The following is a 24,199-nucleotide window of genomic DNA, read 5'->3' as shown; positions in this document are numbered from 1 at the left end:
CCGCGGCAACGCGGTTCGCGACAAAACGTAAACAGACCCTATGTGGAGTGCGTGATGCGTAAAGACAAGAAACAGGTGATTGGCGAAGAAATCAGCGATGACTCGATCAAGCTGTTCCTCGCGGTCGAGCCGGCAGACGCCACGCCGCCATCCCTGCACAAGCTGGTCAAGGCCTACCGTGGCCTGCGCATCGACGATTTTGAGCGTTTCCTAGGCTTCTTCAAGGCCGCCGGTTACGACCTGAATGCCACGGATGCCCAGGGGCGCGACTTCGTTGCGCTGATTCAGGATCAGCGCCTGGCCGAGCCCTATGTCGAGGCGATCAAGGCAGCTCGCGGCTGATTCGGCCAAAAAACAGGATCGACGGATGCCATCGACGCAATTTTTGCGTCTGAAAATGCGTCATTAATGGTATTGTGCGCGCCGGAAAAACCAGGCCGGCAACGGTCGCTTTGCGCCTGCTATGCGGGGGCGTGAACCACCAGCCTAGAGCGCTTGCAAGCTCGGCGGTGGGGCAAGGGCAAGGTTTCAGCGTACGGGCCGCCCACAGGTGGCGCGTAGCAACAATGAGGTTGCGAGAAATCGGGTCAGGCTGGCTAACCGGCCCCCGGAGATCGCCCCTCCGATATTCCAGGCACCTGTCTGGCTGTCAGTGATTAGTGGTTGATGCGCGGCTCAAAAGGCCGATGTCATCAATTTGGTACTGCAGATCTTGGAGAAGCGTTAATGACGCAAGACAATCACGAAACTGTGGATGTGCTGCTGGTCGGCGCCGGCATCATGAGCGCCACCCTGGCGGTGTTGCTGAAGGAGCTCGATCCCGGCCTCAAGCTGGAAATCGCCGAGCTGCGCGAGTCGGGGGCGATCGAAAGCTCCAACCCGTGGAACAACGCCGGTACCGGCCACGCCGGTTTGTGCGAACTGAACTACACGCCGCAAGCGGCCGACGGTTCGGTGGACATCAAGAAAGCCGTGCAAATCAACACCCAGTTCGAAGTCTCCAAGCAGTTCTGGTCCTACCTGTGCGGCAAGAGCGCCTTCGGTTCGCCGAAGACCTTCATCAATCAGGTGCCGCACCTGAGCTTCGTGCGCGGCGAGAAGGACGTCAGTTTCCTCAAGACCCGCCATGCGCAACTGAGCAAGCATCACGCCTTCGCCAACATGCAGTACAGCGAAGACGCGGCCACCATGGCCGAGTGGATGCCGCTGATGATGCAGGGGCGTGCCGCCGGTGAGCGCATCGCCGCCACCCGCGCGCAGAACGGTACCGACGTCAACTTCGGTGCGCTGACCAATCAGCTGCTGCAGTACCTGGCCAGCCAGGGCGGCGTCAATGTCAGCTATAACCAGAAGGTCACCGGCCTCAAGCGCACGGCCGATGGCTGGAACGTCGAGATCAAGAACACCCAGAGCGGCGCCTGCCGCGAAGTGGCGGCCAAGTTCGTCTTCCTCGGCGCCGGTGGCGGCGCGCTGCCGCTGCTGCAGCTGTCCGGCATCCCGGAAGGCAAGGGCTTCGGCGGCTTCCCGGTGAGCGGCCAGTGGCTGCGTTGCGACAACCCGGAAGTGGTCAAACTGCACCAGGCCAAGGTCTACAGCCAGGCGGAAGTCGGCGCGCCGCCGATGTCGGTGCCGCACCTCGACACCCGCGTGGTCGATGGCAAGACCTCGCTGCTGTTCGGCCCCTATGCCGGCTTCACCACCAAGTTCCTCAAGCACGGCTCGTTCCTCGACCTGCCGCTGTCGGTGCGGCCGAGCAACATCGGCCCGATGCTGGCCGTGGCCCGCGACAACATGGACCTGACCCGCTACCTGATCAAGGAAGTGCTGCAGTCCCAGGAACAGCGCCTGGATGCCCTGCGCAAGTTCTATCCGCAAGTGAAGGCCGAAGACTGGAGCCTGGAAGTGGCCGGTCAGCGCGTGCAGATCATCAAGAAGGATGCGAAGAAGGGCGGCGTTCTGCAGTTCGGTACCGAGCTGGTATCGGCCGAGGATGGTTCCATCGCTGCCCTGCTGGGCGCCTCGCCGGGTGCGTCGGTGACCGTGTCGATCATGCTCAACCTGATCGAGCGCTGCTTCGCCGAGCAGGCCAAGAGCGAGGCCTGGGCGCGCAAGCTGCAGGAAATCTTCCCGGCCCGCGAGTCCGTGCTGGAGGAGAATGCCGAGCTGTACCGCGAAGTCAGCGCGCAATCGGCCGACCGTCTGCAACTGAATGCCTGAGCCGGCTGACGCGTCATGAAAAAACCGCCCCACGGGGCGGTTTTTTTATGCGCGGGTGTTCGCGGCAGCCGCGGAGTTACGCCGCCAGGGCGCGTGGACGGCTTTCGGGCTGGCGGGACTGGACGATGGCGCGGCTCGGTAGCGTCCGGCCCAGCCAGCTCGGGCAGATTTCCTCGACTTCGACCCAGCCCGGCTGGGTCGGTGCGCTGTGCGCCTCGCGCAAGGCGCGGCAGATTCCGGCGGCATCCAGCAGGGCATAGCGGCGCATTGCGCGGCGCGGGGCGAGCAGGCTCCACAGACTCATCATTCGGCTGTCCTCTTGGTGTGCCAAAACCTTATCGCACGGCCGGGTGACAACGCCGTGACAGGAACTGCGGCAGCCCCGCCGCGGTCAGAAAAACCAGCTGTCAGCCCGCCAGGCCGCTGGTTATACTGCCGGCCGTTTCCGCCACCCCTTTTCTGGAGAGATCAAGCATGATGAACCGTGCCCTGCTCGGCCTGATCGCCCTGCTCAGCCTGTCCCTGGTCGGCTGTGCGCACAGCCCGCAGCAGCTCAAGCCGCAGCCGAGACTCAATGCCGCCCTGGTGGCCGTCGGCCAGGGCCAGCCGGTCGTCGTGCGGGTCGCCGATGGGCGTCCGTCGCCCAAGCTGGGCACCCGTGGCGGCCTGTATCCGGAAACCAGCGCGATCAGCGTGCAGGGCCAGGACATCCTGCCGCGCCTGCAGGCCGAGGCCGAGGCGGCAGTACGCCTGCTCGGCTTCACCCCCAGCCCGAATGCCTACAACGCCCCCCAGCTGACCCTGACCCTGGCCGACCTGCAGTACCAGTCGCCGAAGGAAGGCATGTATGTCACCGAGGCCGATATCCGCGCGACCTTCCGTGTCGACGTGCAAAGCGGTGGCCGTCGCTACAGCGGCCGCTACGGCGCCTCGTTGAACCAGCGCTTCGGCATGGCGCCGAACCAGGAAACCAACACCAAGCTGGTCAGCGACGTGCTCAGCGATGCCTTGACCCGTGCCTTCAAGGATCCGACCATCGCTCAGATGCTGGCCCAGTAAGGCCTCCGCGCTACGCAAAAAAACCGGCCAAGGCCGGTTTTTTTTTGTGGGTGCAGCAAGGCCGGTTCGACTGTTCAGGCGGCTTGCTGGTAGAGCTGCGGCAGGCTGATGCCGGTATCCGGGTCGCGTTCCGGCAACTCCGGGTGGCCATGCCCGCCCAGGGCGCAGTACACCAGCCATTGGCGGTCCTGCACGTTGACGGAGAAGGCATCGATCAGCGCCTGCTGCTCTTCAGTATGGGTGATCCGGTAAAGGTGATCCTGGACATCGGCGTGCAACATGACGGGTTCCTCTGAGTGCAGGCGCAAAAGCCTGACAGACCGATATGACCGGGCGATGAAGGGCGCGCACATTCGTCGGAATCAACGGCGCCGCCCAGGTCGCTCCGGTAGACTCCGCGACCGTATTCAGAGCGACGGCTGCATGCCGGCGCTCCCGTTCGTGCTCCGGCTGCGTGGCTCGCCGCGCCGGCCACCTGAAGCAGAGGTTGATGATGTCGCTGCAGGCTCTCTGGTCGCTGTTCCTCAATCACCCGGCCCAAGCGCTCAACGCGCTGGCCCTGTTCTTCGCCGGTGCCGGTAGCTGGCTGCTGCTGGCCACCCGAGTGCGCGAGCAGCGCTCGCTGGCGCGGCTGGCCTCGCAGAGCCCGCTGGAGCTGGATACGGCCTCCCTGCTGGATGAGCCGGGCCTGCGCCTCAATCGCTTCTTCTATCGCTTCGCGATCGGCACCCTGCTGCTGGCACTGCTGCTTTCCTGGTACAGCACCGGGCTTTGATGCTCCCTAAGAACCTGTTTACGATCTGCTGCGCGTCGGCCATACGGCGTTAAAACTGGCCTCGGGATGCTCATTTACAGCTTGTAAACTCCGCTCCCTCGGCCAGTTTTGCCTTGTCTGGCTCTAGCTCGCGAGATCGTAAACAGGTTCTAAATGAAAACGGCAGCCCGCGGGCTGCCGTTTTTTTCGCGCGCCGGATTACAGCGGCAGACCGGCCTTGATGCGGTACTGGTTGCGCACCGGGGTGGCGTACTGCTGGATCAGCCACGGGCGCTGCTCGGCGGGGCAGGCGTCCAGGCGGCGTTGCCACTCGCTGCTGGCCTTGGCCAGTTCGGCGGCGGCGAACAGCTGTTCGGCGGCGGGCACGGCCAGGGCCGGGTCGCGCTCGCTCCACTGGGCGTAGGCCAGGTAGTGCACCGGGAACAGGCGGTAGCCGCCGAGGATGTGCTGGTCCATCAGGCTGGCGAGCTGCTTGGCATCCTCGAAGCCGCTGGTCACCGGGGCGCCGAAGTGGATATGCACGCGGCCTTTGTAGCCGGTGATGCCCAGGGCGATGCTGGCGTCGTCCTCGCCCGGCGCCTTCTCGTAGCTGCCCGTAGTGGCGCGGATCGACAGTTCGCGGGCCTTGGCCTGGTCGCAGGGGTCGTACTCGTAGCTGATCGATACCGGGATCAGGTTGAGCGAGGCCAGCACCTCGGCAAACGGCTCGTCCTTGCGGCTCATGTGGAACATCTTGAGGATCGCCGAGTCGGTGCGGTCGTCACCGTCCTTGGCGCGGCCCTCGGCCTGGGCGATCCACACCGACTGGCCGTCGACGCGGATCGAGTGGTTGATGTAGGCCGACAGCAGCTGGAAGGCGGCCAGCTTCTCGCGGCGGCCGGTCAGCGAACGGTGCACGATGAAGCTCTTGTTCAGGCGCATCAGGTCGCTGACGAAGGGGCGCTGCAGCAGGTTGTCGCCGATGGCGATGCGCGGCGTCGGCAGGCCGGCATGGAAGGCGGCGTAGTTGACAAAGGCCGGGTCCATGACGATGTCGCGGTGGTTGGCGAGGAACAGGTAGGCGCTGCCCGGCTTGAGCTGTTCGATCCCGGAGTAGGTCACGCCGTCGGTGGCATGCTCGATGGTGCGATCGACGTAGGACTCGATTTTCACCTGCAGCGCTTCCACCGAATGCACATCGGCCAGCTGCTGGTGCAGGCGATGGGCTATAAGAGGTTTAAGCAGCCAGCCCAGCGGCCCGGCCAGGCGCGGGAAACGAAAGCGCGTGAGCATGCCGAGGAAGGTCGGGTCGGCCAGCAGGCGGGCCAGTACGGCGGGGACTTCGTGGTCGGCGTAGGGTCGGATGGAATCGAATTCGCCCATCATGTTCTCGTTGTTCAGGAGCGGGAATGGCGTTCTGGCCCGGCAAAGGCCGTGCAGTAGACCGGTGATTGTAACCGCAAGTCACAGTGGAGGTCGTGATGCTGGAGGCACAGAGCTATCAATGTCCGTATTGCGGCGAAGAGGTGGAGGCCGTGCTCGACCTGTCCGCCGGCGACCAGGAATATGTCGAGGACTGTCCGGTGTGCTGCCGGCCGATCGTCTTCGACCTGCGCACCGATGGCCGGGACTGGACCCTGCACGTGCGGACGGAGAACGACTGATGCAGCGCATCTATGAACCGCTCGACCTGCTGGAAGGTGAAATGCTCCTGGGCATGCTCGCCAGCGAAGGTGTGGATGCCCACCTCGCCGGGCGTCACCTGCTCGGGGCGATCGGCGAGCTGCCGGCGCTGGGCCTGCTCGGCCTGCTGGTGGAGGACCGCGATGCCGAGCACGCACGCCGGCTGATCGATGCGTACAATGCCGCCGCGCCCCTGCCCGGCGATGAGCCGGAGCAGCATCCCGGCACCCTGCTGTGCTAGCCGCGCCGGCCGGCCCCCGTTCCCTTAGTCGATGAGCCCCGCTACATGAGTGGTCGTTACGCCCTGTTCCGTTGGTCGCCCAGTTTGTCCGGGTTGCCCGGTTTCCCCGCCGGCCAGGCGCCGCACTGGAACCTGGCGCCCGGCGCCCAGGTGCTGTTTCTGCGCCAGGTCGATGGCGAGCTGCAGGCCGCCAGCGGGCGCTGGGGGCTGACGCCGGCCTGGTTGAAGGACCTGAACACGGCGCCGTCCCATGCCCGTGCGGAAACCCTCGCCGAGCAGCCGATGTTTCGCGAAGCCTTCCAGAAGCGCCGTTGCCTGCTGCCGGCCAACGGCTTCTACGAGTGGCGCGGCGAGTTGCGCAAGCGCCCGTTCTGGCTGACCGCCGAGGGCAGCCTGATGCACTTCGCCGCGGTGTGGGAGGCCTACCCAATTGGCGGGCAGGTGTACCTCAGCGTGGCCATGGTCACCCAGGCGGCGGCCCATCTGCGTCGCCCGCTGATTCTCGACGAGACGCAGCAGCGCGCCTGGCTGGCCGCCGACACGCCGGCCGCCGAGTTGCAGGCGCTGCTGCTGATCCCGACCCCACCGCTGCGCGAGCGGGTGCTGGCCAACCTGGTCAACGACCCCAAGTTCGATGCGCCGGAGTGCCTGACGCCGGCTTGATCTACCCTACGACAGCTCTTGATATTCCGACCTTTGCGCCAGGCCTTCCTTGAGCAGATCGACCAGCTGGCGCACCTTGGGCGACAGATGCCGTTGTTGCGGATACAGCGCCCACACCGCGGTATGCGGCGGCCGGTGCTGGGCCAGCAGGTCGACCAGCGCGCCGCTGCGCAGGTGCGCCTGCACGTAGTAGTCGGGCAACTGGCACAGGCCGAAGCCGCGCAGCGCCGCATCCAGCACCGCCTCGCCGCTGTTGCAGCGCCAGTTGCCCTGCACCCGTAGCGCCAGTTCACGACCGTCCTGCTGGAAGCTCCAGCTGTCGCTGCTGCCGATCAGGCAGTTGTGCCGTGCCAGTTCCGACAGCGAATGCGGTCGCCCGTAGCGCTCCAGATAGGCCGGCGCCGCGCACAGGTGCATGACCCGTGGCGCCAGGCGCGTGGCGAGCATGCGCGAGTCCTGCAGGCGACCGAGGCGGATGGCCAGGTCGAGGCCGCCATGCAGCAGGTCGAGGGTCTGGTTGCTCAGTTCGATCTCCACCCGCAACTGCGGATGGCGCTGCATGAAGTCGTTGACCAGCGGCACGATGAAGCGCTCGCCATAGGCCACCGCGCAGGTCATGCGCAGCAGGCCCTTGGGCTCGCCGGCCAGGTCGCCGACCGCGCGCAGGGCTTCCTCGCGGGCGTCCTGCAGGCGCTGGCAATGCTGCAAAAAGGTCTGTCCGGCCTCGGTTAGCGCGACCTTGCGCGTACTGCGGTAGAACAGGCGGGTCTGCAGGCGCTCTTCCAGCTTGGCGACCTGGCGGCTGACCTGCGAAGACGACAGCCCCAGGCGCTCGGCGGCGGCGCTGAACTGGCCGCACTCGGCGACTGCGACGAATTCATCCAGGCCTTCCCAGCGGTTCATATGAGTGGATTATCCCTGGTTGGCAATAATGTTTTGCTTGGCGGCTGATTATCCAGCAAAACGCACTGATCTACACTCAGCGCCACTTTCCATCAGCCAGTCGGAGAACCTCCATGATCAAGTCCCGCGCCGCCGTGGCTTTCGCCCCGAACCAGCCGCTGCAAATCGTCGAAGTGGATGTGGCGCCGCCCAAGGCCGGCGAAGTGCTGGTGCGCATCGTCGCCAGCGGCGTCTGCCATACCGATGCCTACACCCTGTCCGGCGCCGATTCCGAGGGCGTGTTCCCGACCATCCTCGGCCACGAAGGCGGCGGCATAGTCGAGGCGGTGGGCGAGGGTGTGACCTCGCTGGCGGTGGGCGACCACGTGATCCCGCTGTACACGGCCGAGTGCCGCGAGTGCAAATTCTGCAAGTCCGGCAAGACCAACCTGTGCCAGAAAGTGCGCGCCACCCAGGGCAAGGGCCTGATGCCGGATGGCACCAGCCGCTTCAGCTACCAGGGCCAGCCGATCTACCACTACATGGGCTGCTCGACTTTCTCCGAGTACACCGTGCTGCCGGAAATCTCCCTGGCCAAAATCCCCAAGGAGGCGCCGCTGGAAAAGGTCTGCCTGCTCGGCTGCGGCGTCACCACCGGCATCGGCGCGGTGCTCAATACCGCCAAGGTGGAGGAGGGCGCCACCGTGGCGATCTTCGGCCTGGGCGGCATCGGCCTGGCGGCGATCATCGGCGCCAAGATGGCCAAGGCCAGTCGCATCATCGCCATCGACATCAACCCGGCCAAGTTCGAGGTGGCTCGCGAGCTGGGCGCCACCGACTTCGTCAATCCCAAGGATCATGACAAGCCGATCCAGGACGTGATCATCGAGATGACCGATGGCGGCGTCGACTACAGCTTCGAGTGCGTCGGCAACGTCAAGCTGATGCGCGCCGCGCTGGAGTGCGCGCACAAGGGCTGGGGCGAGTCGGTGATCATCGGCGTGGCCGGTGCCGGCGAGGAAATCAGCACCCGGCCGTTCCAGTTGGTGACCGGGCGCGTCTGGCGCGGTTCGGCCTTCGGCGGCGTGCGTGGCCGCACCGAGCTGCCGAGCTATGTGGAGAAGGCGCAGAAGGGCGAGATTCCGCTGGACACCTTCATCACCCATAACTTGCCGCTCGACGAGATCAACCAGGCCTTCGACCTGATGCACGAAGGCAAGAGCATCCGCACCGTCATCCACTTCTAAGCGCAAACGGCGCCCGGGTTGTCGCCCGGGCGCTGGTGCATTCGAGGATTGCCCATGAGCCTGGACATCGTCTCCAGCAACAAGAGTTGTGGTGGCTGGCACAAGCGCTACCGGCATCGTTCCAGCACACTGAATTGCGATATGGTCTTCGCCGTGTACCTGCCGCCGCAGGCCGAGCAGGGCGCCCGGCTGCCGGTGCTGTACTGGCTGAGCGGCCTGACCTGTACTGACGAGAACTTCATGCAAAAGGCAGGGACCCAGCGTCTGGCCGCCGAGCTGGGCCTGGTCATAGTCGCCCCGGACACCAGCCCGCGCGGCGCCGAGGTGCCGGGCGATCCGCAGGGCGCCTGGGACTTCGGCCTCGGCGCCGGCTTCTACCTCAACGCCAGCCAGGAGCCCTGGGCGCGGCATTACCGCATGCACGACTACGTGGTGCACGAGCTGCCGGCGCTGATCGAGGCCAACTTCCCGGTGTCGGACCGGCGCGGCATCAGCGGTCACTCCATGGGCGGCCACGGCGCGCTGGTCTGCGCCTTGCGCAATCCCGGGCGCTACCGCTCGCTGTCGGCCTTCGCACCGATCAGCAACCCGAGCGAGTGCCCCTGGGGCGAGAAGGCGTTTTCCAACTACCTGGGCGATGATCGTTCGCGCTGGCGCGAGTGGGATGCCTGTGCGCTGCTGGCAGGCGCCGCAGAGAAGTTGCCGATCCTGGTCGATCAGGGCGACCGCGACGACTTCCTCGCCAGCCAGCTCAAGCCCGAGGCGCTGCAAGTGGCGGCCAAGGCCGCGGGCCATCCGCTGACCCTGCGTCTGCAGCCGGGCTACGACCACAGCTACTACTTTATCGCCAGCTTCATCGATGATCATCTGCGTCATCATGCGGCGGCGTTAAGAGACTGATCCGGTTAGAATCACGCCCTGACTCATTCAGGGCGTTTTCTTTCTATGCGTATCGGCCACGGCTACGACGTGCACCGCTTCGGCGCGGGCGATTTCATCACCCTCGGCGGCGTGCGCATCCCGCACAAATTCGGTCTTGTTGCTCATTCCGATGGCGACGTACTGCTGCACGCACTCAGCGACGCGCTGCTCGGCGCCGCGGCGCTGGGCGATATCGGCAAGCACTTCCCCGATACCGACCCGACCTTCAAGGGCGCCGACAGCCGTGCGCTGCTGCGCCATGTGCTCGGCCTGATCCACGCCAAGGGTTATTTGGTCGGCAACGTCGACGCCACCATAGTGGCCCAGGCGCCGAAGATGGCGCCGCATATCGAGACCATGCGCGCTCTGATCGCCGCCGACCTGCAGGTCGAGCCGGATCAGGTCAACGTCAAGGCCACCACCACCGAGAAGCTCGGCTTCACCGGGCGCGAGGAAGGCATCGCGGTACATGCCGTGGCGCTGTTGGTGAAGGCATGAACGAATTGCAGCTGCTCGGCCCGCGCGCCCATGGCGAGGCCTGCGGGCGCGCCGTGCTCAAGGCCACCGCGGAAGACTTCCAGGTCGACGAAGTGCTCGACATCCCGCTGTCCGGCCAGGGCGAACACCTGTGGCTGTGGGTGGAGAAGCGCGGGCTGAATACCGAGGAGGCGGCGCGCCGCCTGGCCCGCGCGGCCGGCGTGTCGCAACGCAACATCAGCTACGCCGGACTGAAGGATCGCCAGGCGCTGACCCGCCAGTGGTTCAGCCTGCACCTGCCGGGCAAGGCCGATCCCGACCTGAGCGCTGCCGAAGGCCATAGCCTGAGCATCCTCAAGACCACGCGGCACTCGCGCAAACTGCAGCGCGGCGCCCATTCGGCCAACGGCTTCACCCTACGCCTGACCCAGTTCGACGGCGACAAGGAGGCGCTGGAACAGCGCCTGCAGCAGATCCAGGTCCAGGGCGTGCCCAACTACTACGGCCTGCAGCGTTTCGGCTTCCAGGGCGGCAATGTCTTTGAGGCGCGCCAGTTCGCCGAGCGCCACGAGCTGCCGGAGCAGCGCAACCTACGCTCGCGCCTGCTTTCGGCGGCGCGCAGCTACCTATTCAACCGGGTGCTGGCCGAGCGGGTGGCGGCGGGCAACTGGAACCGGGTCGCGGTCGGCGATCTGCTGGCCTTCACCGACAGCCGCAGCTTCTTCATGGCCGGCGAGGCCGAGTGCACGGACCCGCGCCTGGCCATTCTCGACCTGCACCCCACCGGCCCGCTGTGGGGCAGCGGGCCGTCGCCCGCGGCCGGCGCGGCGCACGCGCTGGAACAGGGCGTGGCGGCGAGTGAGCAGGCCCTGGCGGACTGGCTGGTCGAAGCGGGCATGGCGCACGAACGGCGTATCCTGCGCCTCCCCATCGGCGGCTTGTCGTGGCATTATCCGGAGCCTGACATTCTGCAACTGCACTTCGTCCTGCCGGCCGGATGCTTCGCCACCATGGTGGTGCGCGAACTGGTCGATCTACTGCCGGCAGGGCAGACGGATAATCCATGCGAATTCTGATTTCCAACGACGACGGGGTGATGGCACCCGGCATCGCCGCGCTGCATGGCGCGCTGGATGACTATGCCGAGTGTGTGATCGTTGCCCCGGCCGAGGACAAGAGCGGCGCCAGCAGCTCGCTGACCCTCGACCGCCCGTTGCATCCGACGCGCCTGCCCAACGGCTATATCGCCCTCAATGGCACGCCGACCGACTGCGTGCACCTGGGCCTCAACGGCCTGTTCGAGCAGGTGCCGGAGATGGTGGTGTCGGGGATCAACCTGGGCGCCAACCTGGGCGACGACGTGCTGTATTCCGGCACCGTCGCCGCGGCCCTGGAAGGGCGCTTCCTCGGTCGTCCGGCATTCGCCTTTTCCCTGCTGTCGCGCCAGCCGGACAACCTGCCGACCGCCGCCTATTTCGCCCGCAAGCTGGTCGAGGCCCATGAGCAGCTCGATCTGCCGCCGCGCAGCGTGCTCAACGTCAACGTGCCCAACCTGCCGCTGGAGCGTATCCGCGGCATCCAGCTGACCCGCCTGGGCCATCGTGCTCGTGCGGCAGCACCGGTCAAGGTGGTCAACCCGCGTGGCAAGGAAGGCTACTGGATCTCGATTTCCGGCGACGCCGAGGATGGCGGCCCGGGTACCGACTTCCATGCAGTGATGCAGGGCTACGTGTCGATCACTCCGCTGCAGCTCGATCGTACCTTCAACGATGCCTTCGCCAGCCTCGAAGGCTGGCTGGAGGGCCTGCTCTGATGCGCGGCCAGGATCATCTGCAGCGCCACGGCATCGGCATGACCTCGCAGCGTACCCGCGAGCGGCTGATCGAGCGCCTGTACGAGGAAGGCCTGTCCAATCCGAGCGTGCTGGAGGTCATTCGCCGCACCCCGCGTCACCTGTTCGTCGACGAGGCGCTGGCGCACCGCGCTTATGAGGACACCGCGCTGCCCATCGGCCACAACCAGACCATCTCCCAGCCGTACATGGTCGGCCGGATGACCGAGCTGCTGCTGGCGGCCGGGCCGCTGGACAAGGTGCTGGAGATCGGCACCGGCTCCGGCTACCAGACCGCCGTGTTGGCGCAACTGGTCGAGCGGGTGTTCTCGGTCGAGCGCATCCAGAGTCTGCAGGAGCGGGCCAAGGAGCGTCTGGCCGAACTCAATCTGCGCAACGTGGTGTTCCGCTGGGGCGATGGCTGGGAGGGCTGGAACGCCCTGGGCCCGTACCACGGCATCATCGTCACCGCGGCCGCCGCCGAAGTGCCGCAGGCGTTGCTCGAACAGCTGGCCCTGGGCGGGCGTCTGGTGATTCCGGTCGGCGCCGGCGATGTGCAGGAACTGCTGCTGATCGTCCGCGAAGAAGACGGTTACTCCCGGCATGTGCTGGATGCGGTGCGTTTCGTGCCGCTGCTCAACGGCCCGGTGGCCTGACCGATCTGCCAAGGAAAGCTGTATGAAAAATTACCTGCTGCTCTTCGCCAAGGGTATCGCGATGGGGGCCGCCGATGTGGTGCCGGGCGTTTCCGGCGGTACCGTGGCTTTTATCAGCGGCATCTACGATGAGCTGCTTCGTTCGATTGCCAGCGTTCCGGAAGCCTTGTTGCAGTTGCTGCGCGGGCGCATCGTCAAAGCCTGGCAGATGGCCAACGCGACCTTCCTGCTGGCGCTGCTGAGCGGCATCCTGACCAGCGTCTTCAGCCTGGCGCGGCTGATCACCTGGCTGCTGGCCGAGCATCCCATACCGGTCTGGTCGTTCTTCTTCGGTCTGATCCTGGTGTCCAGTCACCTGGTGGCACGCGAGATCACGCGCTGGAACTGGACGCGCCTGGTCAGCTTCGTGCTGGGCGTTGCCTTCGCCTGGTGGATCACCGTGGCCTCGCCGGTGCAGTGGGGTAGTGATCCCCTGAGCCTGTTCATGGCCGGGGCCATTGCCATCTGCGCGATGATTTTGCCGGGTATCTCCGGCAGTTTTCTGCTTGTGCTGATGGGCCTGTATGCCGTGGTGCTGGGCGCGGTAAAGACCCTGGATATCGGCGTGCTGGCAGTTTTCGCTGCCGGCTGCCTGGTTGGCATCCTGAGTTTTTCCCGTCTGCTCAGCTGGCTGCTGGCACGCTGGCGCGATCTGACCCTGGCGTTCCTGGTCGGCCTGATGCTTGGTTCGCTGAACAAGGTCTGGCCGTGGAAGCAGACGCTGACTTGGCGTACCGACAGTCATGGACAGCAGACGCCACTGCTGCAGGACAACCTGCTGCCTGTCCAGTTCGCTCAGCTCAATGGCCAGGATGCCCAGCTCTGGCTGGCCATCCTTCTTGCCATCGGTGGTGTGGTCTTGGTGCTGGGGCTGGAATGGCTGGCCGGGCGCAAGCAGCGAACGGCTGGTTCCAGCGAATAATTGCGGCACAATGGCCGCCAATCGAAGAAGCACCGGCAATAGGAGCACGGGGTGAGACTCATAGCCAAACTACAGCGAACTCGCCTTCCCGGGTTGTTCGGTCTGGGCGCAATGGTTTTCGCTGTCGCGCTGGCGGGTTGCAGCAGCACCTCTTCCACGCAGGTGCAGGTGGTCGATCGCAATCATGGCGCGGGCGGCCAGGCGCAGCAGCGTCCCCAGGCCCGCGGCGGGCAATACATCGTGCAGCGCGGCGATACCCTCTATTCCATCGCCTTCCGTTTCGGCTGGGACTGGAAGGCGCTGGCGGCGCGCAACAACATCGCTGCGCCGTTCGTGATCCGACCGGGGCAGATCATCCGCTTCGATCAGCCTGGCGCCGGCGCGCCGAGCGTGGCTCAGGCGAGCCGGCCGGCCGTGGTCGTACCGGCCACGCAGGCGGCCAGCCGCCCGCCACAACCGGCGACGGCCACCACGCCATCCCAGCCGGTGACGGCCGGCAAACCCCCGCTGGCGGCCACCCCGGCGCCTGGCAAAATCGAGCCGGTTGCCCGCTCGGCCAAGGGCTGGGCCTGGCCGACCAACGGCGTGCTGATCGGCAAATTCTCCTCAAACGGCAGTTTGAATAAAGGAATTGATATCGCAGGGGAATTGGGCCAGCCTGTTTTGGCTGCGTCTGATGGTTCCGTTGTGTACGCCGGAAGTGGTTTACGGGGCTACGGCGAACTGGTGATCATCAAGCACAGCGATACCTACGTAAGTGCTTACGGACATAACCGTAGGCTACTGGTGCGGGAGGGGCAGCAGGTCAAAGTCGGACAGACTATCGCCGAGATGGGCTCCACGGGAGCCGACCGGGTGAAACTCCATTTCGAGATTCGCCGTCAGGGTAAGCCCGTAGACCCCCTGCAATATCTGCCTCGTCGCTGACCTTGCGAGCAAGCCTGTTCCATTGACGTGGGAGGAACGGGCTCGGGTGTTGCCAGGGATTTGATCGTTTTTCCATCAGGTATGCAGTGAGCGGCGACAGGTCTGTCTTGCGACAGGCGTGGGGGGCCGATCTCCCTGATGCGAAACGGACTGGGCGCCGCCGGGGCTTGTTGTCGAACTCAGCAAAGGACAACAACAATGGCACTCAATAAAGAAGCGCCGGAGTTTGACGTCGACGATGACGTGCTGCTCATGGAGCCCGGTCTCGTCCTGGACGATGCGTTAAGCGAGGATTCCGAGCTACCCATCTCCAGCGCCAAATCCAGAAACTCGACCACTAGTCTCAAGCAGCACAAGTACATCGATTACACCCGGGCGCTCGACGCCACTCAGCTCTATCTCAACGAAATCGGCTTTTCCCCGCTACTGACCCCTCAGGAAGAAGTGCACTTCGCGCGTCTGGCGCAGAAGGGCGACCCCGCGGGGCGCAAGCGCATGATCGAAAGCAACCTGCGCCTGGTGGTGAAGATCGCCCGACGCTATGTCAATCGGGGGCTGTCGCTGCTGGATCTGATCGAGGAGGGCAATCTCGGGCTGATCCGCGCGGTGGAGAAGTTCGACCCCGAGCGCGGCTTCCGCTTCTCGACCTATGCGACCTGGTGGATTCGCCAGACCATCGAACGGGCGATCATGAACCAGACCCGTACGATTCGCCTGCCGATCCATGTGGTCAAGGAACTCAACGTCTACCTGCGTGCGGCCCGCGAGCTGACGCAGAAGCTTGATCACGAACCCTCGGCGGAGGAGATCGCCAACCTGCTGGAAAAGCCGGTGAACGAGGTCAAGCGCATGCTCGGCCTCAACGAACGGGTGACTTCGGTGGATGTTTCCCTGGGCCCGGATTCGGACAAGACCCTGCTCGATACCCTGACCGACGAGAAGCCGACCGATCCCTGCGAACTGCTGCAGGACGACGACCTCTCGCAGAGCATCGACCAATGGCTGTCGGAACTCACCGACAAGCAGCGTGAGGTGGTGATCCGCCGCTTCGGCCTGCGTGGCCATGAGAGCTGCACCCTGGAGGAAGTCGGCCAGGAAATCGGCCTGACCCGCGAGCGGGTGCGGCAGATCCAGGTCGAGGCGCTCAAGCGCCTGCGCGAGATCCTCGAGAAGAACGGCCTGTCGAGCGATGCGCTGTTCCAGTGATGCCTGCGCGCCAACAAGAACCCGGCCTCGGCCGGGTTTTTTGTGCGCGCTCATGTAAGCCATTGCTTACGCGAGCTGTAGGAGATCGCAGGCGTGTGGCGCAGGAAACGCGCCGCTTCTAGTCGCTGATTATTTATAAGCTACTGATATTTATTGATTTATTTTTTAGTGAGACGCTGTGTTCACACCTGTCCAGGCTGGCTGAAGGGTCTTGTTCGCGCGGTGCGAGGCGCTACTATGAACCCCGTGCAAAGGGAAATGCACAGGCCGTCAGGGACGAGGGTCGGGAACCACCGCAGGATGCGGTTCATCAGCATGATGAGCAGGAAACAGAGGGAGTAGGGAAAAAAGAGCGGGCGGTTAATCACCGCCCCTTTTTTTGCCCGCAGAAAAGCTGCACACAGCAAAAGGCCCGCATCGTGCGGGCCTTTTGCATTGTAGCGAAAGCGCTTAGCGCTCCAGATGCTGCAGCTTGTCCTTCACGCCATCCCACTCTTCGGCGTCTGGCAGGGCTTCTTTCTTCTCGGTGATGTTCGGCCAGACTTCGGCCAGGTCGGCGTTCAGTTCGATGAACTCCTGCTGGTCTTCCGGCACCTCGTCTTCGGAGAAGATCGCCTGAGCCGGGCATTCCGGCTCGCACAGGGCGCAGTCGATGCACTCGTCCGGGTGGATCACCAGGAAGTTCGGGCCTTCATAGAAGCAGTCAACCGGGCAGACTTCCACGCAGTCGGTGTATTTGCACTTGATGCAATTGTCGGTAACGACGAAGGTCATGGTTCGATTCTCTCCTCGGGCGGCGGCCTGATCCCTTTCTGCGCAGGGCTTGCAGGTGCTCTGTAATTGGCCGCGGCTCAGGCTGTAAACCGGGCAGTCGTAAAATTGCGCGCGATTCTATCAGCTTGCGCCGCTTGGCGTTAGATGCGCGTCTTCCATGTATATAACAGCTCCAGGGCCCGGCGCGGTGTCAGATCATCGGGATTGATCTTGGCCAATTCCTCCAACACCGGGTGCGGCAGGCTGGCAAACAGGTCGTTCTGCAGCGGCGCGGCTGGTTGGCCAGGTGCACGGCGCGGTGTTTCGTGGGGCAGGCTGGTGGTTTCCAGACGCGCCAGGTGCTCGCGGGCGCGGGCGATCACCGGTGCCGGCACGCCGGCCAGCTGCGCCACCGCCAGGCCGTAGCTCTGGCTGGCCGGGCCGGGCAGCACGTGATGCAGGAAGACGATGCGCTCGTTGTGCTCGGTGGCGTTGAGGTGGACGTTGGCCACCACCGGCTGGCTTTCGGGCAACACGGTCAGCTCGAAGTAGTGGGTGGCGAACAGGGTCCAGGCGCGCAGGCTGGCCAACTGTTCCGCGGCCGACCAGGCCAGTGACAGGCCGTCGAAGGTGCTGGTGCCGCGGCCGACTTCGTCCATCAGTACCAGGCTGCGTTCGCTGGCGTTGTGCAGGATGTTGGCGGTTTCGCTCATTTCCACCATGAAGGTCGAGCGGCCGCCGGCCAGGTCGTCACTGGAGCCGATGCGGGTGAAGATGCGGTCGACCAGCGACAGCTCGCAGCTGGCCGCCGGGACGAAGCTGCCGATATGGGCGAGCAGCACGATCAGCGCGGTCTGGCGCATGTAGGTCGACTTACCGCCCATGTTCGGGCCGGTGATGATCAGCATGCGCGTGTTGTCGTCCAGGCCCAGATCGTTGGCCACGAACGGCGTATCCAGCACCTGCTCGACCACCGGGTGGCGACCCTGGCTGATGCGCATGCACGGCTCTTCGACGAAGCGCGGGCGATTGAGGTCGAGGTTCAGCGCGCGCTCGGCCAGGTTGCTCAGCACATCCAGCTCGGCCAGGGCCGCAGCGGTGTCTTGCAGCGGCGCCAGGTGGCCGATCAGGCGTTCCAGCAGTTCGTCGTACAGCAGTTTCTCGCGGGCCAGAGCGCGGCTCTTGGCCGACAGCGCCTTGTCCTCGAATTCCTTCAGCTCCGGGGTGATGAAACGCTCGGCGCCTTTCAGGGTCTGGCGGCGGATGTAGTCGGCCGGCGCCGATTCGGCCTGCTTGCTCGGCAGTTCGATGAAGTAGCCGTGCACGCGGTTGTAGCCGACCTTGAGGTTGGCCAGACCGGTGCGGGCCTTCTCGCGTACTTCCAGGTCCATCAGGTACTGGCCGGCGTTCTCGCTCAGCGACTGCAGCTCGTCCAGCTCGGCATCGTAGCCGGTCTTCAGCACGCCGCCGTCGCGGATCACCGCCGGCGGGTTGTCGATGATGGCGCGGGCCAGCAGGTCGGCCAGTTCCGGGTAGGTGCGGATGTTCACCGCCAGCTCGGCCAGGTGCGGCACGTCCAGCTTGGCCATGCCGTCCTGCAGTTGCGGCAGGGCGGCGAGGGCATCGCGCAGGCGCGCCAGGTCGCGCGGGCGGGCGTTGCGCAGGCCGATACGGGCGAGGATGCGCTCGATGTCGCCGATGTCCTTGAGCTGCGGCTGGATCAGCTCGAACTGGTAGCGGTCGAGCAGGCAGGCGATGGAGTCCTGGCGGCCTTCCAGCACGGCAGGATCGCGCAGCGGGCGGTTCAGCCAGCGGGTCAGCAGGCGCGAACCCATGGCGGTTTGGCAGCGGTCGACCACCGATTGCAGGGTGTTGTCGCGCCCGCCTGCGAGGTTGGTGTCCAGCTCCAGGTTGCGCCGGCTGGCACCGTCGAGGATCACCGTGTCGTCCAGGCGCTCGTGGCGCAGGCTGCGCAGATGCGGCAGGGCGGTGCGCTGGGTTTCCTTGGCGTAGCCGAGCAGGCAGCCGGCGGCGCCGATGGCCAGGGTCAGCTGTTCGCAGCCGAAACCTTTCAGGTCCTGGGTGGCGAACTGTTGGCACAGGCTCTTGCGCGCGCTGTCGCGGTCGAAGTCCCAGGGCGCGCGGCGGCGGGTGCCGCGGCGTTTGTCCAGTGGCAGGCCCTGCGGCCAGTCGTCGGGGATCAGCAGTTCGGCCGGGCTCAGGCGTTCCACTTCGGCCAGCAGGTTTTCCCAGCCCTTGAGTTCCTGCACGGTGAAGCGGCCGCTGGTGATGTCCAGGGTGGCCAGGCCGAACAGGCGCTCGTCACCCAGTACGGCGGCCAGCAGGTTGTCGCGGCGCTCGTCGAGCAGCGCCTCGTCGCTGATGGTGCCGGGGGTGATGATGCGCACCACCTGGCGCTCGACCGGGCCCTTGCTGGTGGCCGGGTCGCCGATCTGCTCGCAGATCACCACCGACTCGCCGAGCTTGACCAGCTTGGCCAGGTAGCCCTCGGCCGAGTGGTGGGGAATGCCGCACATCGGGATTGCCTGGCCGGCTGACGAGCCGCGTGCGGTCAGGGTGATATCGAGCAGCGCCGCGGCTTTCTTCGCGTCCTCGTAGAAGATCTCGTAGAAGTCGCCCATGCGGTAGAACATCAGCTGGTCGGGGTGCTGATTTTTCAGTCGCCAGTACTGTTGCATCATCGGCGTGTGGGCGGAGAGATCGCTCATGGTTCTGGCTTTCCGGCTTAATTCACAAAGTCGCGTAGTGTACGGTATCCGCCGAACCCGCTTAACCCCGGAGCGTATATGGATTCCCTAACTGCATTGGCCGCCCGCCTGGGGCAGGCGCTGCAAGCCGCACACGCCCAGGTCAGCACCGCCGAGTCCTGTACCGGTGGCGGGATTGCCGAGGCGATCACCCGCATTGCCGGCAGCTCGGCCTGGTTCGAGGCCGGCTATGTCACCTATTCCAATCGCCAGAAAACCGTCCAGCTGGGGGTGCCGGCCGAATTGTTCGAGCGTGTCGGCGCGGTCAGCCAGGAGGTGGTCGAGGCCATGGTGCGCGGCGCCCGGCAGCACAGCGGGGCGCGTTTCGCCGTGGCGGTCAGCGGCGTGGCCGGCCCCGATGGCGGCTCGCCGGACAAACCGGTGGGCACCGTTTGGCTGGCCTGGAGCGATGCCGAACAGCTGTACAGCCGGCGCTGTCAGTTTGCCGGCGACCGCAGCGCAGTACGCCGGCAGACGGTCGAGCGCGCGCTGCAGGGCGTGCTCCGACTGACGGCAGGAGAAAAACCCTGACAGGGGTAGGCGAGCGACTTGCCTTATGGAATACTACTGTCTACTTATACAGTTGTTGGTGAGCGGTCGGCTCCCCTTGATCACGTGAGGATGGAAATGGACGACAACAAGAAGCGCGCGCTGGCGGCAGCCCTGGGCCAGATCGAGAAGCAGTTCGGCAAGGGCGCCGTGATGCGCATGGGCGACCATGAGCGCCAAGCGATTCCGGCCATTTCCACCGGTTCCCTGGGCCTCGACATCGCCCTCGGCATCGGCGGCCTGCCGAAAGGCCGGATCGTCGAGATCTATGGCCCGGAATCCTCGGGTAAGACTACCCTGACCCTGTCGGTGATCGCCGAAGCACAGAAGCTCGGCGCCACCTGCGCCTTCGTCGACGCCGAACACGCCCTCGACCCGGACTACGCCGGCAAGCTCGGCGTTAATGTCGATGACCTGCTGGTGTCGCAGCCGGATACCGGCGAACAGGCCCTGGAAATCACCGACATGCTGGTGCGCTCCAACGCCGTCGACGTGATCATCGTCGACTCCGTGGCCGCTCTGGTACCGAAGGCCGAAATCGAAGGCGAGATGGGCGACATGCACGTCGGCCTGCAGGCCCGCCTGATGAGCCAGGCGCTGCGCAAGATCACCGGCAACATCAAGAACGCCAATTGCCTGGTGATCTTCATCAACCAGATCCGCATGAAGATCGGCGTGATGTTCGGCAGCCCGGAAACCACCACCGGTGGCAACGCCCTCAAGTTCTACGCCTCGGTGCGCCTGGACATCCGCCGTACCGGCGCGGTGAAGGAAGGCGACGAAGTGGTCGGCAGCGAAACCCGCGTCAAGGTGGTGAAGAACAAGGTGGCGCCGCCGTTCCGCCAGGCCGAATTCCAGATTCTCTATGGCAAGGGCATCTACCGCACCGGCGAAGTCATCGACCTCGGCGTGCAGCTCGGCCTGATCGAGAAGTCGGGCGCTTGGTACAGCTACCAGGGCAACAAGATCGGCCAGGGCAAAGCCAACTCGGCCAAGTACCTGGAAGACAACCCGGAAGTCGGCAGCGCCATCGAGAAGATCATCCGCGAGAAGCTGCTGGTGGCCTCCGGCCCGGCCCGTGCCGAAAGCACCGCCGATGCCGACGACCTGGCCGATATCGACGCCTGATCCTCTGCAGCCGGTAGCGTTTCGATATGGCGGCGATGCTCGATACCCTGGTGGCGGTACGCCGCACGGCGATGGACCTGCTGGCGCGGCGCGAGCATGGGCGTGTCGAGCTGACGCGCAAGCTACGCCAGCGCGGCGCACCGCAGGAGCTGATCGACAGCGCCCTCGATCGCCTGGCCGAGGAAGGCTTGCTGTCGGAGACGCGTTACCTCGACAGTTTCGTCGGCAGCAAGGCCCGCTCCGGCTTCGGCCCCTTGCGCATCCGTGAGGAGCTGGTGCAGCGCGGCCTGCCGCGTGCGGCGATCGAACAGGCCCTGGCTGGCGCCGATGTCGACTGGTCGGCGCAGTTGCGCGAACTCTGGCAGCGCAAGTTTGCCGGCCAGTTGCCCGTCGATGCCCGCGAGCGAGCCAAGCAGGGGCGGTTTCTCGCCTATCGCGGTTTTTCCCAGGAACAGATCGGCCGCCTGTTGCGCGGCGCCGATCTGGACTGAATCCCCTTTAAGCCCGGCGCTCCCCGACCCCGGGCTTTCTTTTTTAGACGATCCTCGGTTGGCGGCAGATCTGCGCCTCAGCTGTTCTGCGCCCAGTTCTGCGGCAGGTTGATGAAGTCGACCAGCTCGCGCAGGCGGCCGTGGTCGCGGGCATTGAAGCGGAAAGCTAGGCGCGTCAGCTCGCAGAACTCCGGCTCGTCGCTTTCCGCCTCGCAATAGCCCTGCTGCAGATAGCCGCCACTCAGGCACAGGTCGGCAAACTCCTTGTTCAGTACCCGCAGCGCCGCATCGTTGAGCGGGTGGTTCATGCGGATCACGAAGCTGCCCTTGAGCCAGCGGGTCGAGTGGTAATTGCGGTAGAAGCGGGCGATTTCCTGGCCGGCTTCCTGGGCGCTGTGCACCAGGCGCATCAGCTGCATGTCGCTGGGCAGGATGTAGCGCCGCTCCAGCAGCTGCTCGCGGATGTAGCGCAGGGCTTCTTCCCAATAGTTGCTGCCCGGTTCGTCGAGCAGAACGATGGGCACCAGCGGGCTCTTGCCGGTCTGGATCAGGGTCAGGACCTCCAGGGCCTCGTCCAGAGTGCCGAAACCGCCGGGGCAGAGCACCAGGGCGTCGGCCTCCTTGACGAAGAACAGCTTGCGCAGGAAGAAGAAGTGGAACGACAGCAGGTTGTCGCTGCCATGCACGGTGGCGTTGGCGCCCTGTTCGAAGGGTAGGGTGATGTTGAAACCGAGGCTGTTCTCCAGGCCGGCGCCTTCATGGGCCGCCGCCATGATGCCGCCACCGGCGCCGGTGACCACCATCAGGTCGAGGTGGGCCAGGGTCTGCCCCAGTTCGCGGGCCAGCTGGTAGGCGGGATGGTCGCTGGGGGTTCTGGCGGAGCCGAACACCGTGACCTTGCGCCGGCGCTTGAACTGTTCCAGGGCGCTGAAGGCGTGCTCCATTTCGCGCAGGGTCTGCAGCATGATCTTGGCGTCCCAGCGGTTGCGGTCGGCCTGGGCCATGCGCACCACGGTGGTGAGCATTTCCTGGTACAGCGGTAGGTTGGGGCTGGCAGGTGGTACCACCAGGCTGGCGAGTTCCTCGATCTTGTCGGCCAGGTCGATCCCGCCGGTTTGGAAGTGCCTGGATAGATAGTCGTCCGATTCATAAGGCATGTTATTTCTCCTTGCTTGATGCGGTCCGGGTCATTTCACATCCTTGAAACGCCCGACCCTATGCTGAGTATGGCTGGGCTCGTGACGGTTTGACGGACGAACGGTGCCGCAGGTTGCATGACGCTACCTGGCTTTTGTAACCGGATTGATCGGCTGGAGCCCGCGGCAGCGGGCTAGCGGCGTGGGGCGGGGTCAGAGGGCGATCTGTTCGCCGGGCTCGGGGATGTTGGCGATCCAGTTGAGCTTCTCGCGCAGGGCCTGCTGCAGCGCCTGCATCTTCTCCAGTTCGCCGTGCACCAGGTACAGCTCCGGGTGATGGTCGAAGTGGCCGACCCAGTCGAGCAGCTGCGATTGCCCGGCATGGGCGGAGAAGCCGCCCAGGGTGTGGATCTGCGCCTTGACCGCGATGCGCTGGTGCAGCACCTTCACCGAGGTGGCGCCGTCGACGATGCTGCGGCCCAGGGTGCCGGCGGCCTGGAAGCCGGGGAACACCAGGTGGCACTCGCTGCGCCAGAGGTTGTGCTTGAAGTGGTGGACGATGCGCCCGCCGGTGCACATGCCGCTGCCGGCGATGATGATGGCGCCGCTCTTGATCCGGTTGATCGCCATGGAGTCTTCCGGGGTGGGCGTGCAGCGCAGGATCGGCAGCCAGTCTTCGACCCGTTTGACGCCCTTGGCGGCCAGGATCGCGCGGTCCTCGGGCGCGAATTGCTCATGGAAGCGCGAGTAGATGGCGTTGGCGCGGATCGCCATGGGGCTGTCGAGGAACACGGCCTGCTGCGGCAGGCGGCCTTCCTGGTAGAAGCGGCCGAGGTAGTAGATCAGGTCCTGGGTGCGGCCGACCGCGAAGGACGGGATCAGCACGTTGCCGCCTTCGCGGTGGGCCTTCTGCAGGATCTCGGCGAGTTCTTCGATCGTGTCGCTGCTGCAACGGTGGTCACGATCGCCATAGGTGGACTCCAGCAGCACCACGTCGGCCTTGCTGAGAAAGCTCGGGTCGCGCATCAGCGGCGAGCAGTCGTTGCCCAGATCGCCGGAGAACACCAAGTGGCGTTTCAGGTGGTGGTCCTGGACTTCGATCTCGACGATGGCCGAGCCGAGGATATGCCCGGCATCGTGGAAGGTGACCTGCACGCCCTTGGCCACCTCGTGGGTCTGGCCATAGACGAGGGGGCGGCGCAGCTTGAGTGCCTGCTCGGCATCCCGGGTGGTGTACAGCGGTTTGATCGGCGCCTTGCCCTGGCGCGCGCGCCACTTGTTTTCCCACTCGGCGTCATTTTCCTGGATGTGCGCGGCGTCCAGCAGCATCAACTCCATCAGCTCGCAGGTGGCGTCGGTGGCGAAGATCGGCCCGCGGTAACCGCTGGCGGCCAGCTTGGGCAGCAGGCCGGTATGGTCGAGGTGGGCGTGGGAGATCACCACGGCGTCCAGGCTCAGCGGGTCGAAGGCGAAGGGCTCATAGTTGCCTTGCTCTTCCTCACGACGACCTTGGCGCAGGCCGCAGTCGAGCAAGACGCGGGCACCGTCACGGCTTTCGATCAGGTAGCAGGAGCCGGTGACTTGTTGAATGGCGCCGAGGAAGCTGAGCAGAGCCATGGAAGTATCCTTGCAGAGTGAATGGACAGAGT

Annotated in this window: 27 protein-coding genes; 19 read left to right on the top strand and 8 right to left on the bottom strand. The window is 65.2% G+C overall.

Annotated elements, in window-relative coordinates:
• The first annotated feature begins 54 nt into the window (after positions 1-54).
• Together F3I16_RS14390 and mqo are read left to right on the top strand one after the other, a co-directional pair.
• A complete protein-coding gene (locus F3I16_RS14390) occupies positions 55-342 on the top strand; it encodes a PA4642 family protein (protein WP_160078892.1) in 288 nt (95 codons plus the stop codon).
• 384 nt (positions 343-726) lie between these two features.
• On the top strand, positions 727-2,217 hold the full coding sequence (gene mqo / locus F3I16_RS14385) for a malate dehydrogenase (quinone) (RefSeq protein WP_160494255.1): 1,491 nt from the start codon (positions 727-729) through the stop codon (positions 2,215-2,217).
• Between the two features lie 76 nt (positions 2,218-2,293).
• On the opposite strand, the gene F3I16_RS14380 is transcribed toward mqo, so the two are convergent.
• Positions 2,294-2,524 carry a hypothetical protein gene (locus F3I16_RS14380; RefSeq protein ID WP_256670182.1) on the bottom strand — a complete coding sequence of 77 codons (231 nt, stop codon included), beginning with the start codon at positions 2,522-2,524 and terminating at the stop codon, positions 2,294-2,296.
• Between the two features lie 167 nt (positions 2,525-2,691).
• On the opposite strand from F3I16_RS14380, the gene F3I16_RS14375 reads away from it, so the two are divergent.
• Positions 2,692-3,276 carry a YajG family lipoprotein gene (locus tag F3I16_RS14375; RefSeq protein ID WP_160078894.1) on the top strand — a complete coding sequence of 195 codons (585 nt, stop codon included), beginning with the start codon at positions 2,692-2,694 and terminating at the stop codon, positions 3,274-3,276.
• A gap of 74 nt (positions 3,277-3,350) precedes the next feature.
• Here the strand turns inward: F3I16_RS14375 and F3I16_RS14370 are convergent, their stop codons facing one another.
• Positions 3,351-3,557 (bottom strand): hypothetical protein, encoded by a 207-nt coding sequence (locus F3I16_RS14370; RefSeq protein ID WP_160494254.1) that lies wholly within the window; start codon positions 3,555-3,557, stop codon positions 3,351-3,353.
• 212 nt (positions 3,558-3,769) lie between these two features.
• Here F3I16_RS14370 and F3I16_RS14365 point away from each other — a divergent pair, with 212 nt between their 5' ends.
• Positions 3,770-4,051 (top strand): hypothetical protein, encoded by a 282-nt coding sequence (locus F3I16_RS14365; protein ID WP_160494337.1) that lies wholly within the window; start codon positions 3,770-3,772, stop codon positions 4,049-4,051.
• Positions 4,052-4,249: 198 nt separating this feature from the next.
• Here F3I16_RS14365 and F3I16_RS14360 read toward each other — a convergent pair whose 3' ends face one another.
• Positions 4,250-5,416 carry a 1-acyl-sn-glycerol-3-phosphate acyltransferase gene (locus F3I16_RS14360; RefSeq protein ID WP_160494253.1) on the bottom strand — a complete coding sequence of 389 codons (1,167 nt, stop codon included), beginning with the start codon at positions 5,414-5,416 and terminating at the stop codon, positions 4,250-4,252.
• Positions 5,417-5,511: 95 nt separating this feature from the next.
• Here F3I16_RS14360 and F3I16_RS14355 point away from each other — a divergent pair, with 95 nt between their 5' ends.
• From F3I16_RS14355 to F3I16_RS14345, 3 genes are read left to right on the top strand one after another with little or no spacing between them, the layout of a single operon-like run.
• Positions 5,512-5,694: a CPXCG motif-containing cysteine-rich protein gene (locus F3I16_RS14355; protein WP_160494252.1), complete on the top strand. Its 183-nt coding sequence runs from the start codon at positions 5,512-5,514 to the stop codon at positions 5,692-5,694.
• Positions 5,694-5,954: a putative signal transducing protein gene (locus F3I16_RS14350; protein WP_160494251.1), complete on the top strand. Its 261-nt coding sequence runs from the start codon at positions 5,694-5,696 to the stop codon at positions 5,952-5,954. The genes F3I16_RS14355 and F3I16_RS14350 overlap by 1 nt, the downstream gene beginning before the upstream one ends.
• A 45-nt stretch (positions 5,955-5,999) precedes the next feature.
• A complete protein-coding gene (locus F3I16_RS14345; protein WP_160494250.1) occupies positions 6,000-6,617 on the top strand; it encodes an SOS response-associated peptidase in 618 nt (205 codons plus the stop codon).
• Between the two features lie 6 nt (positions 6,618-6,623).
• Here the strand turns inward: F3I16_RS14345 and F3I16_RS14340 are convergent, their stop codons facing one another.
• A complete protein-coding gene (locus tag F3I16_RS14340) occupies positions 6,624-7,520 on the bottom strand; it encodes a LysR family transcriptional regulator (RefSeq protein WP_160494249.1) in 897 nt (298 codons plus the stop codon).
• A gap of 113 nt (positions 7,521-7,633) precedes the next feature.
• On the opposite strand from F3I16_RS14340, the gene F3I16_RS14335 reads away from it, so the two are divergent.
• From F3I16_RS14335 to rpoS, 9 genes are all read left to right on the top strand, one after another.
• Positions 7,634-8,746: an S-(hydroxymethyl)glutathione dehydrogenase/class III alcohol dehydrogenase gene (locus F3I16_RS14335; RefSeq protein WP_160494248.1), complete on the top strand. Its 1,113-nt coding sequence runs from the start codon at positions 7,634-7,636 to the stop codon at positions 8,744-8,746.
• Positions 8,747-8,800: 54 nt separating this feature from the next.
• On the top strand, positions 8,801-9,646 hold the full coding sequence (fghA, locus tag F3I16_RS14330) for an S-formylglutathione hydrolase (protein WP_160494247.1): 846 nt from the start codon (positions 8,801-8,803) through the stop codon (positions 9,644-9,646).
• A gap of 45 nt (positions 9,647-9,691) precedes the next feature.
• On the top strand, positions 9,692-10,165 hold the full coding sequence (ispF, locus tag F3I16_RS14325) for a 2-C-methyl-D-erythritol 2,4-cyclodiphosphate synthase (protein WP_160494246.1): 474 nt from the start codon (positions 9,692-9,694) through the stop codon (positions 10,163-10,165).
• Positions 10,162-11,220 carry a tRNA pseudouridine(13) synthase TruD gene (gene truD / locus F3I16_RS14320; RefSeq protein WP_160494245.1) on the top strand — a complete coding sequence of 353 codons (1,059 nt, stop codon included), beginning with the start codon at positions 10,162-10,164 and terminating at the stop codon, positions 11,218-11,220. Before ispF ends, truD begins: the two co-directional genes overlap by 4 nt.
• On the top strand, positions 11,208-11,957 hold the full coding sequence (gene surE / locus F3I16_RS14315; RefSeq protein WP_160494244.1) for a 5'/3'-nucleotidase SurE: 750 nt from the start codon (positions 11,208-11,210) through the stop codon (positions 11,955-11,957). Before truD ends, surE begins: the two co-directional genes overlap by 13 nt.
• 38 nt (positions 11,958-11,995) lie before the next feature.
• The gene (locus F3I16_RS14310) at positions 11,996-12,631 is read left to right on the top strand and encodes a protein-L-isoaspartate(D-aspartate) O-methyltransferase (RefSeq protein WP_160494336.1); all 636 of its coding nucleotides are present in this window, start codon (positions 11,996-11,998) and stop codon (positions 12,629-12,631) included.
• 22 nt (positions 12,632-12,653) lie between these two features.
• Entirely contained in the window at positions 12,654-13,592 is a 939-nt protein-coding gene (locus F3I16_RS14305) for a DUF368 domain-containing protein (protein WP_160494243.1), read from the top strand.
• A 111-nt stretch (positions 13,593-13,703) separates the two neighbouring features.
• On the top strand, positions 13,704-14,519 hold the full coding sequence (locus tag F3I16_RS14300; protein WP_160494335.1) for a peptidoglycan DD-metalloendopeptidase family protein: 816 nt from the start codon (positions 13,704-13,706) through the stop codon (positions 14,517-14,519).
• A gap of 198 nt (positions 14,520-14,717) precedes the next feature.
• Positions 14,718-15,725, top strand: coding sequence for an RNA polymerase sigma factor RpoS (gene rpoS, locus F3I16_RS14295; protein ID WP_160494242.1), 1,008 nt, complete (start codon positions 14,718-14,720; stop codon positions 15,723-15,725).
• A gap of 450 nt (positions 15,726-16,175) precedes the next feature.
• On the opposite strand, the gene fdxA is transcribed toward rpoS, so the two are convergent.
• Both fdxA and mutS read right to left on the bottom strand, forming a co-directional pair.
• A complete protein-coding gene (fdxA, locus tag F3I16_RS14290) occupies positions 16,176-16,499 on the bottom strand; it encodes a ferredoxin FdxA (RefSeq protein WP_017678218.1) in 324 nt (107 codons plus the stop codon).
• 140 nt (positions 16,500-16,639) lie between these two features.
• Positions 16,640-19,207 carry a DNA mismatch repair protein MutS gene (mutS, locus tag F3I16_RS14285; protein ID WP_160494241.1) on the bottom strand — a complete coding sequence of 856 codons (2,568 nt, stop codon included), beginning with the start codon at positions 19,205-19,207 and terminating at the stop codon, positions 16,640-16,642.
• A 78-nt stretch (positions 19,208-19,285) separates the two neighbouring features.
• Here mutS and F3I16_RS14280 point away from each other — a divergent pair, with 78 nt between their 5' ends.
• The 3 genes from F3I16_RS14280 (at position 19,286) to recX (ending at position 21,414) form a co-directional block, all read left to right on the top strand.
• The gene (locus F3I16_RS14280) at positions 19,286-19,777 is read left to right on the top strand and encodes a CinA family protein (RefSeq protein WP_160494240.1); all 492 of its coding nucleotides are present in this window, start codon (positions 19,286-19,288) and stop codon (positions 19,775-19,777) included.
• A 96-nt stretch (positions 19,778-19,873) separates the two neighbouring features.
• Positions 19,874-20,923, top strand: a complete 1,050-nt coding sequence (recA, locus tag F3I16_RS14275) for a recombinase RecA (protein WP_160488596.1) — start codon at positions 19,874-19,876, stop codon at positions 20,921-20,923.
• Between the two features lie 26 nt (positions 20,924-20,949).
• A complete protein-coding gene (gene recX / locus F3I16_RS14270; RefSeq protein ID WP_160494239.1) occupies positions 20,950-21,414 on the top strand; it encodes a recombination regulator RecX in 465 nt (154 codons plus the stop codon).
• Between the two features lie 77 nt (positions 21,415-21,491).
• Here recX and F3I16_RS14265 read toward each other — a convergent pair whose 3' ends face one another.
• Both F3I16_RS14265 and F3I16_RS14260 read right to left on the bottom strand, forming a co-directional pair.
• Entirely contained in the window at positions 21,492-22,571 is a 1,080-nt protein-coding gene (locus F3I16_RS14265; protein ID WP_160494238.1) for an LOG family protein, read from the bottom strand.
• Positions 22,572-22,763: 192 nt separating this feature from the next.
• A complete protein-coding gene (locus tag F3I16_RS14260) occupies positions 22,764-24,167 on the bottom strand; it encodes an MBL fold metallo-hydrolase RNA specificity domain-containing protein (protein WP_160494237.1) in 1,404 nt (467 codons plus the stop codon).
• Between the last annotated feature and the right edge of the window lie 32 nt (positions 24,168-24,199).

Origin of the sequence: Pseudomonas sp. L-22-4S-12 (assembly GCF_009799935.1) — a bacterium.
Classification (GTDB): Bacteria; Pseudomonadota; Gammaproteobacteria; order Pseudomonadales; family Pseudomonadaceae; genus Aquipseudomonas.
The sequence above is the reverse complement of the archived record's forward strand: the minus strand, read 5'-3'. Positions and strand labels throughout refer to the sequence as shown.

Bases quoted from the DNA above. Each gene is read 5' to 3' on its own strand.
- ispF (WP_160494246.1), top strand. From the start codon at position 9,692: ATGCGTATCGGCCACGGCTACGACGTGCACCGCTTCGGCGCGGGCGAT.
- F3I16_RS14260 (WP_160494237.1), bottom strand. From the start codon at position 24,167: ATGGCTCTGCTCAGCTTCCTCGGCGCCATTCAACAAGTCACCGGCTCC.
- F3I16_RS14355 (WP_160494252.1), top strand. From the start codon at position 5,512: ATGCTGGAGGCACAGAGCTATCAATGTCCGTATTGCGGCGAAGAGGTG.
- fghA (WP_160494247.1), top strand. From the start codon at position 8,801: ATGAGCCTGGACATCGTCTCCAGCAACAAGAGTTGTGGTGGCTGGCAC.
- F3I16_RS14300 (WP_160494335.1), top strand. From the start codon at position 13,704: ATGGTTTTCGCTGTCGCGCTGGCGGGTTGCAGCAGCACCTCTTCCACG.
- F3I16_RS14370 (WP_160494254.1), bottom strand. From the start codon at position 3,557: ATGTTGCACGCCGATGTCCAGGATCACCTTTACCGGATCACCCATACT.
- recA (WP_160488596.1), top strand. From the start codon at position 19,874: ATGGACGACAACAAGAAGCGCGCGCTGGCGGCAGCCCTGGGCCAGATC.
- surE (WP_160494244.1), top strand. From the start codon at position 11,208: ATGCGAATTCTGATTTCCAACGACGACGGGGTGATGGCACCCGGCATC.
- rpoS (WP_160494242.1), top strand. From the start codon at position 14,718: ATGGCACTCAATAAAGAAGCGCCGGAGTTTGACGTCGACGATGACGTG.
- F3I16_RS14390 (WP_160078892.1), top strand. From the start codon at position 55: ATGCGTAAAGACAAGAAACAGGTGATTGGCGAAGAAATCAGCGATGAC.
- F3I16_RS14345 (WP_160494250.1), top strand. From the start codon at position 6,000: ATGAGTGGTCGTTACGCCCTGTTCCGTTGGTCGCCCAGTTTGTCCGGG.
- mqo (WP_160494255.1), top strand. From the start codon at position 727: ATGACGCAAGACAATCACGAAACTGTGGATGTGCTGCTGGTCGGCGCC.
- F3I16_RS14280 (WP_160494240.1), top strand. From the start codon at position 19,286: ATGGATTCCCTAACTGCATTGGCCGCCCGCCTGGGGCAGGCGCTGCAA.
- F3I16_RS14360 (WP_160494253.1), bottom strand. From the start codon at position 5,416: ATGATGGGCGAATTCGATTCCATCCGACCCTACGCCGACCACGAAGTC.
- recX (WP_160494239.1), top strand. From the start codon at position 20,950: ATGGCGGCGATGCTCGATACCCTGGTGGCGGTACGCCGCACGGCGATG.
- F3I16_RS14375 (WP_160078894.1), top strand. From the start codon at position 2,692: ATGATGAACCGTGCCCTGCTCGGCCTGATCGCCCTGCTCAGCCTGTCC.
- truD (WP_160494245.1), top strand. From the start codon at position 10,162: ATGAACGAATTGCAGCTGCTCGGCCCGCGCGCCCATGGCGAGGCCTGC.
- F3I16_RS14340 (WP_160494249.1), bottom strand. From the start codon at position 7,520: ATGAACCGCTGGGAAGGCCTGGATGAATTCGTCGCAGTCGCCGAGTGC.
- F3I16_RS14265 (WP_160494238.1), bottom strand. From the start codon at position 22,571: ATGCCTTATGAATCGGACGACTATCTATCCAGGCACTTCCAAACCGGC.
- F3I16_RS14305 (WP_160494243.1), top strand. From the start codon at position 12,654: ATGAAAAATTACCTGCTGCTCTTCGCCAAGGGTATCGCGATGGGGGCC.
- mutS (WP_160494241.1), bottom strand. From the start codon at position 19,207: ATGAGCGATCTCTCCGCCCACACGCCGATGATGCAACAGTACTGGCGA.
- F3I16_RS14350 (WP_160494251.1), top strand. From the start codon at position 5,694: ATGCAGCGCATCTATGAACCGCTCGACCTGCTGGAAGGTGAAATGCTC.
- F3I16_RS14335 (WP_160494248.1), top strand. From the start codon at position 7,634: ATGATCAAGTCCCGCGCCGCCGTGGCTTTCGCCCCGAACCAGCCGCTG.
- fdxA (WP_017678218.1), bottom strand. From the start codon at position 16,499: ATGACCTTCGTCGTTACCGACAATTGCATCAAGTGCAAATACACCGAC.
- F3I16_RS14310 (WP_160494336.1), top strand. From the start codon at position 11,996: ATGACCTCGCAGCGTACCCGCGAGCGGCTGATCGAGCGCCTGTACGAG.
- F3I16_RS14380 (WP_256670182.1), bottom strand. From the start codon at position 2,524: ATGATGAGTCTGTGGAGCCTGCTCGCCCCGCGCCGCGCAATGCGCCGC.
- F3I16_RS14365 (WP_160494337.1), top strand. From the start codon at position 3,770: ATGTCGCTGCAGGCTCTCTGGTCGCTGTTCCTCAATCACCCGGCCCAA.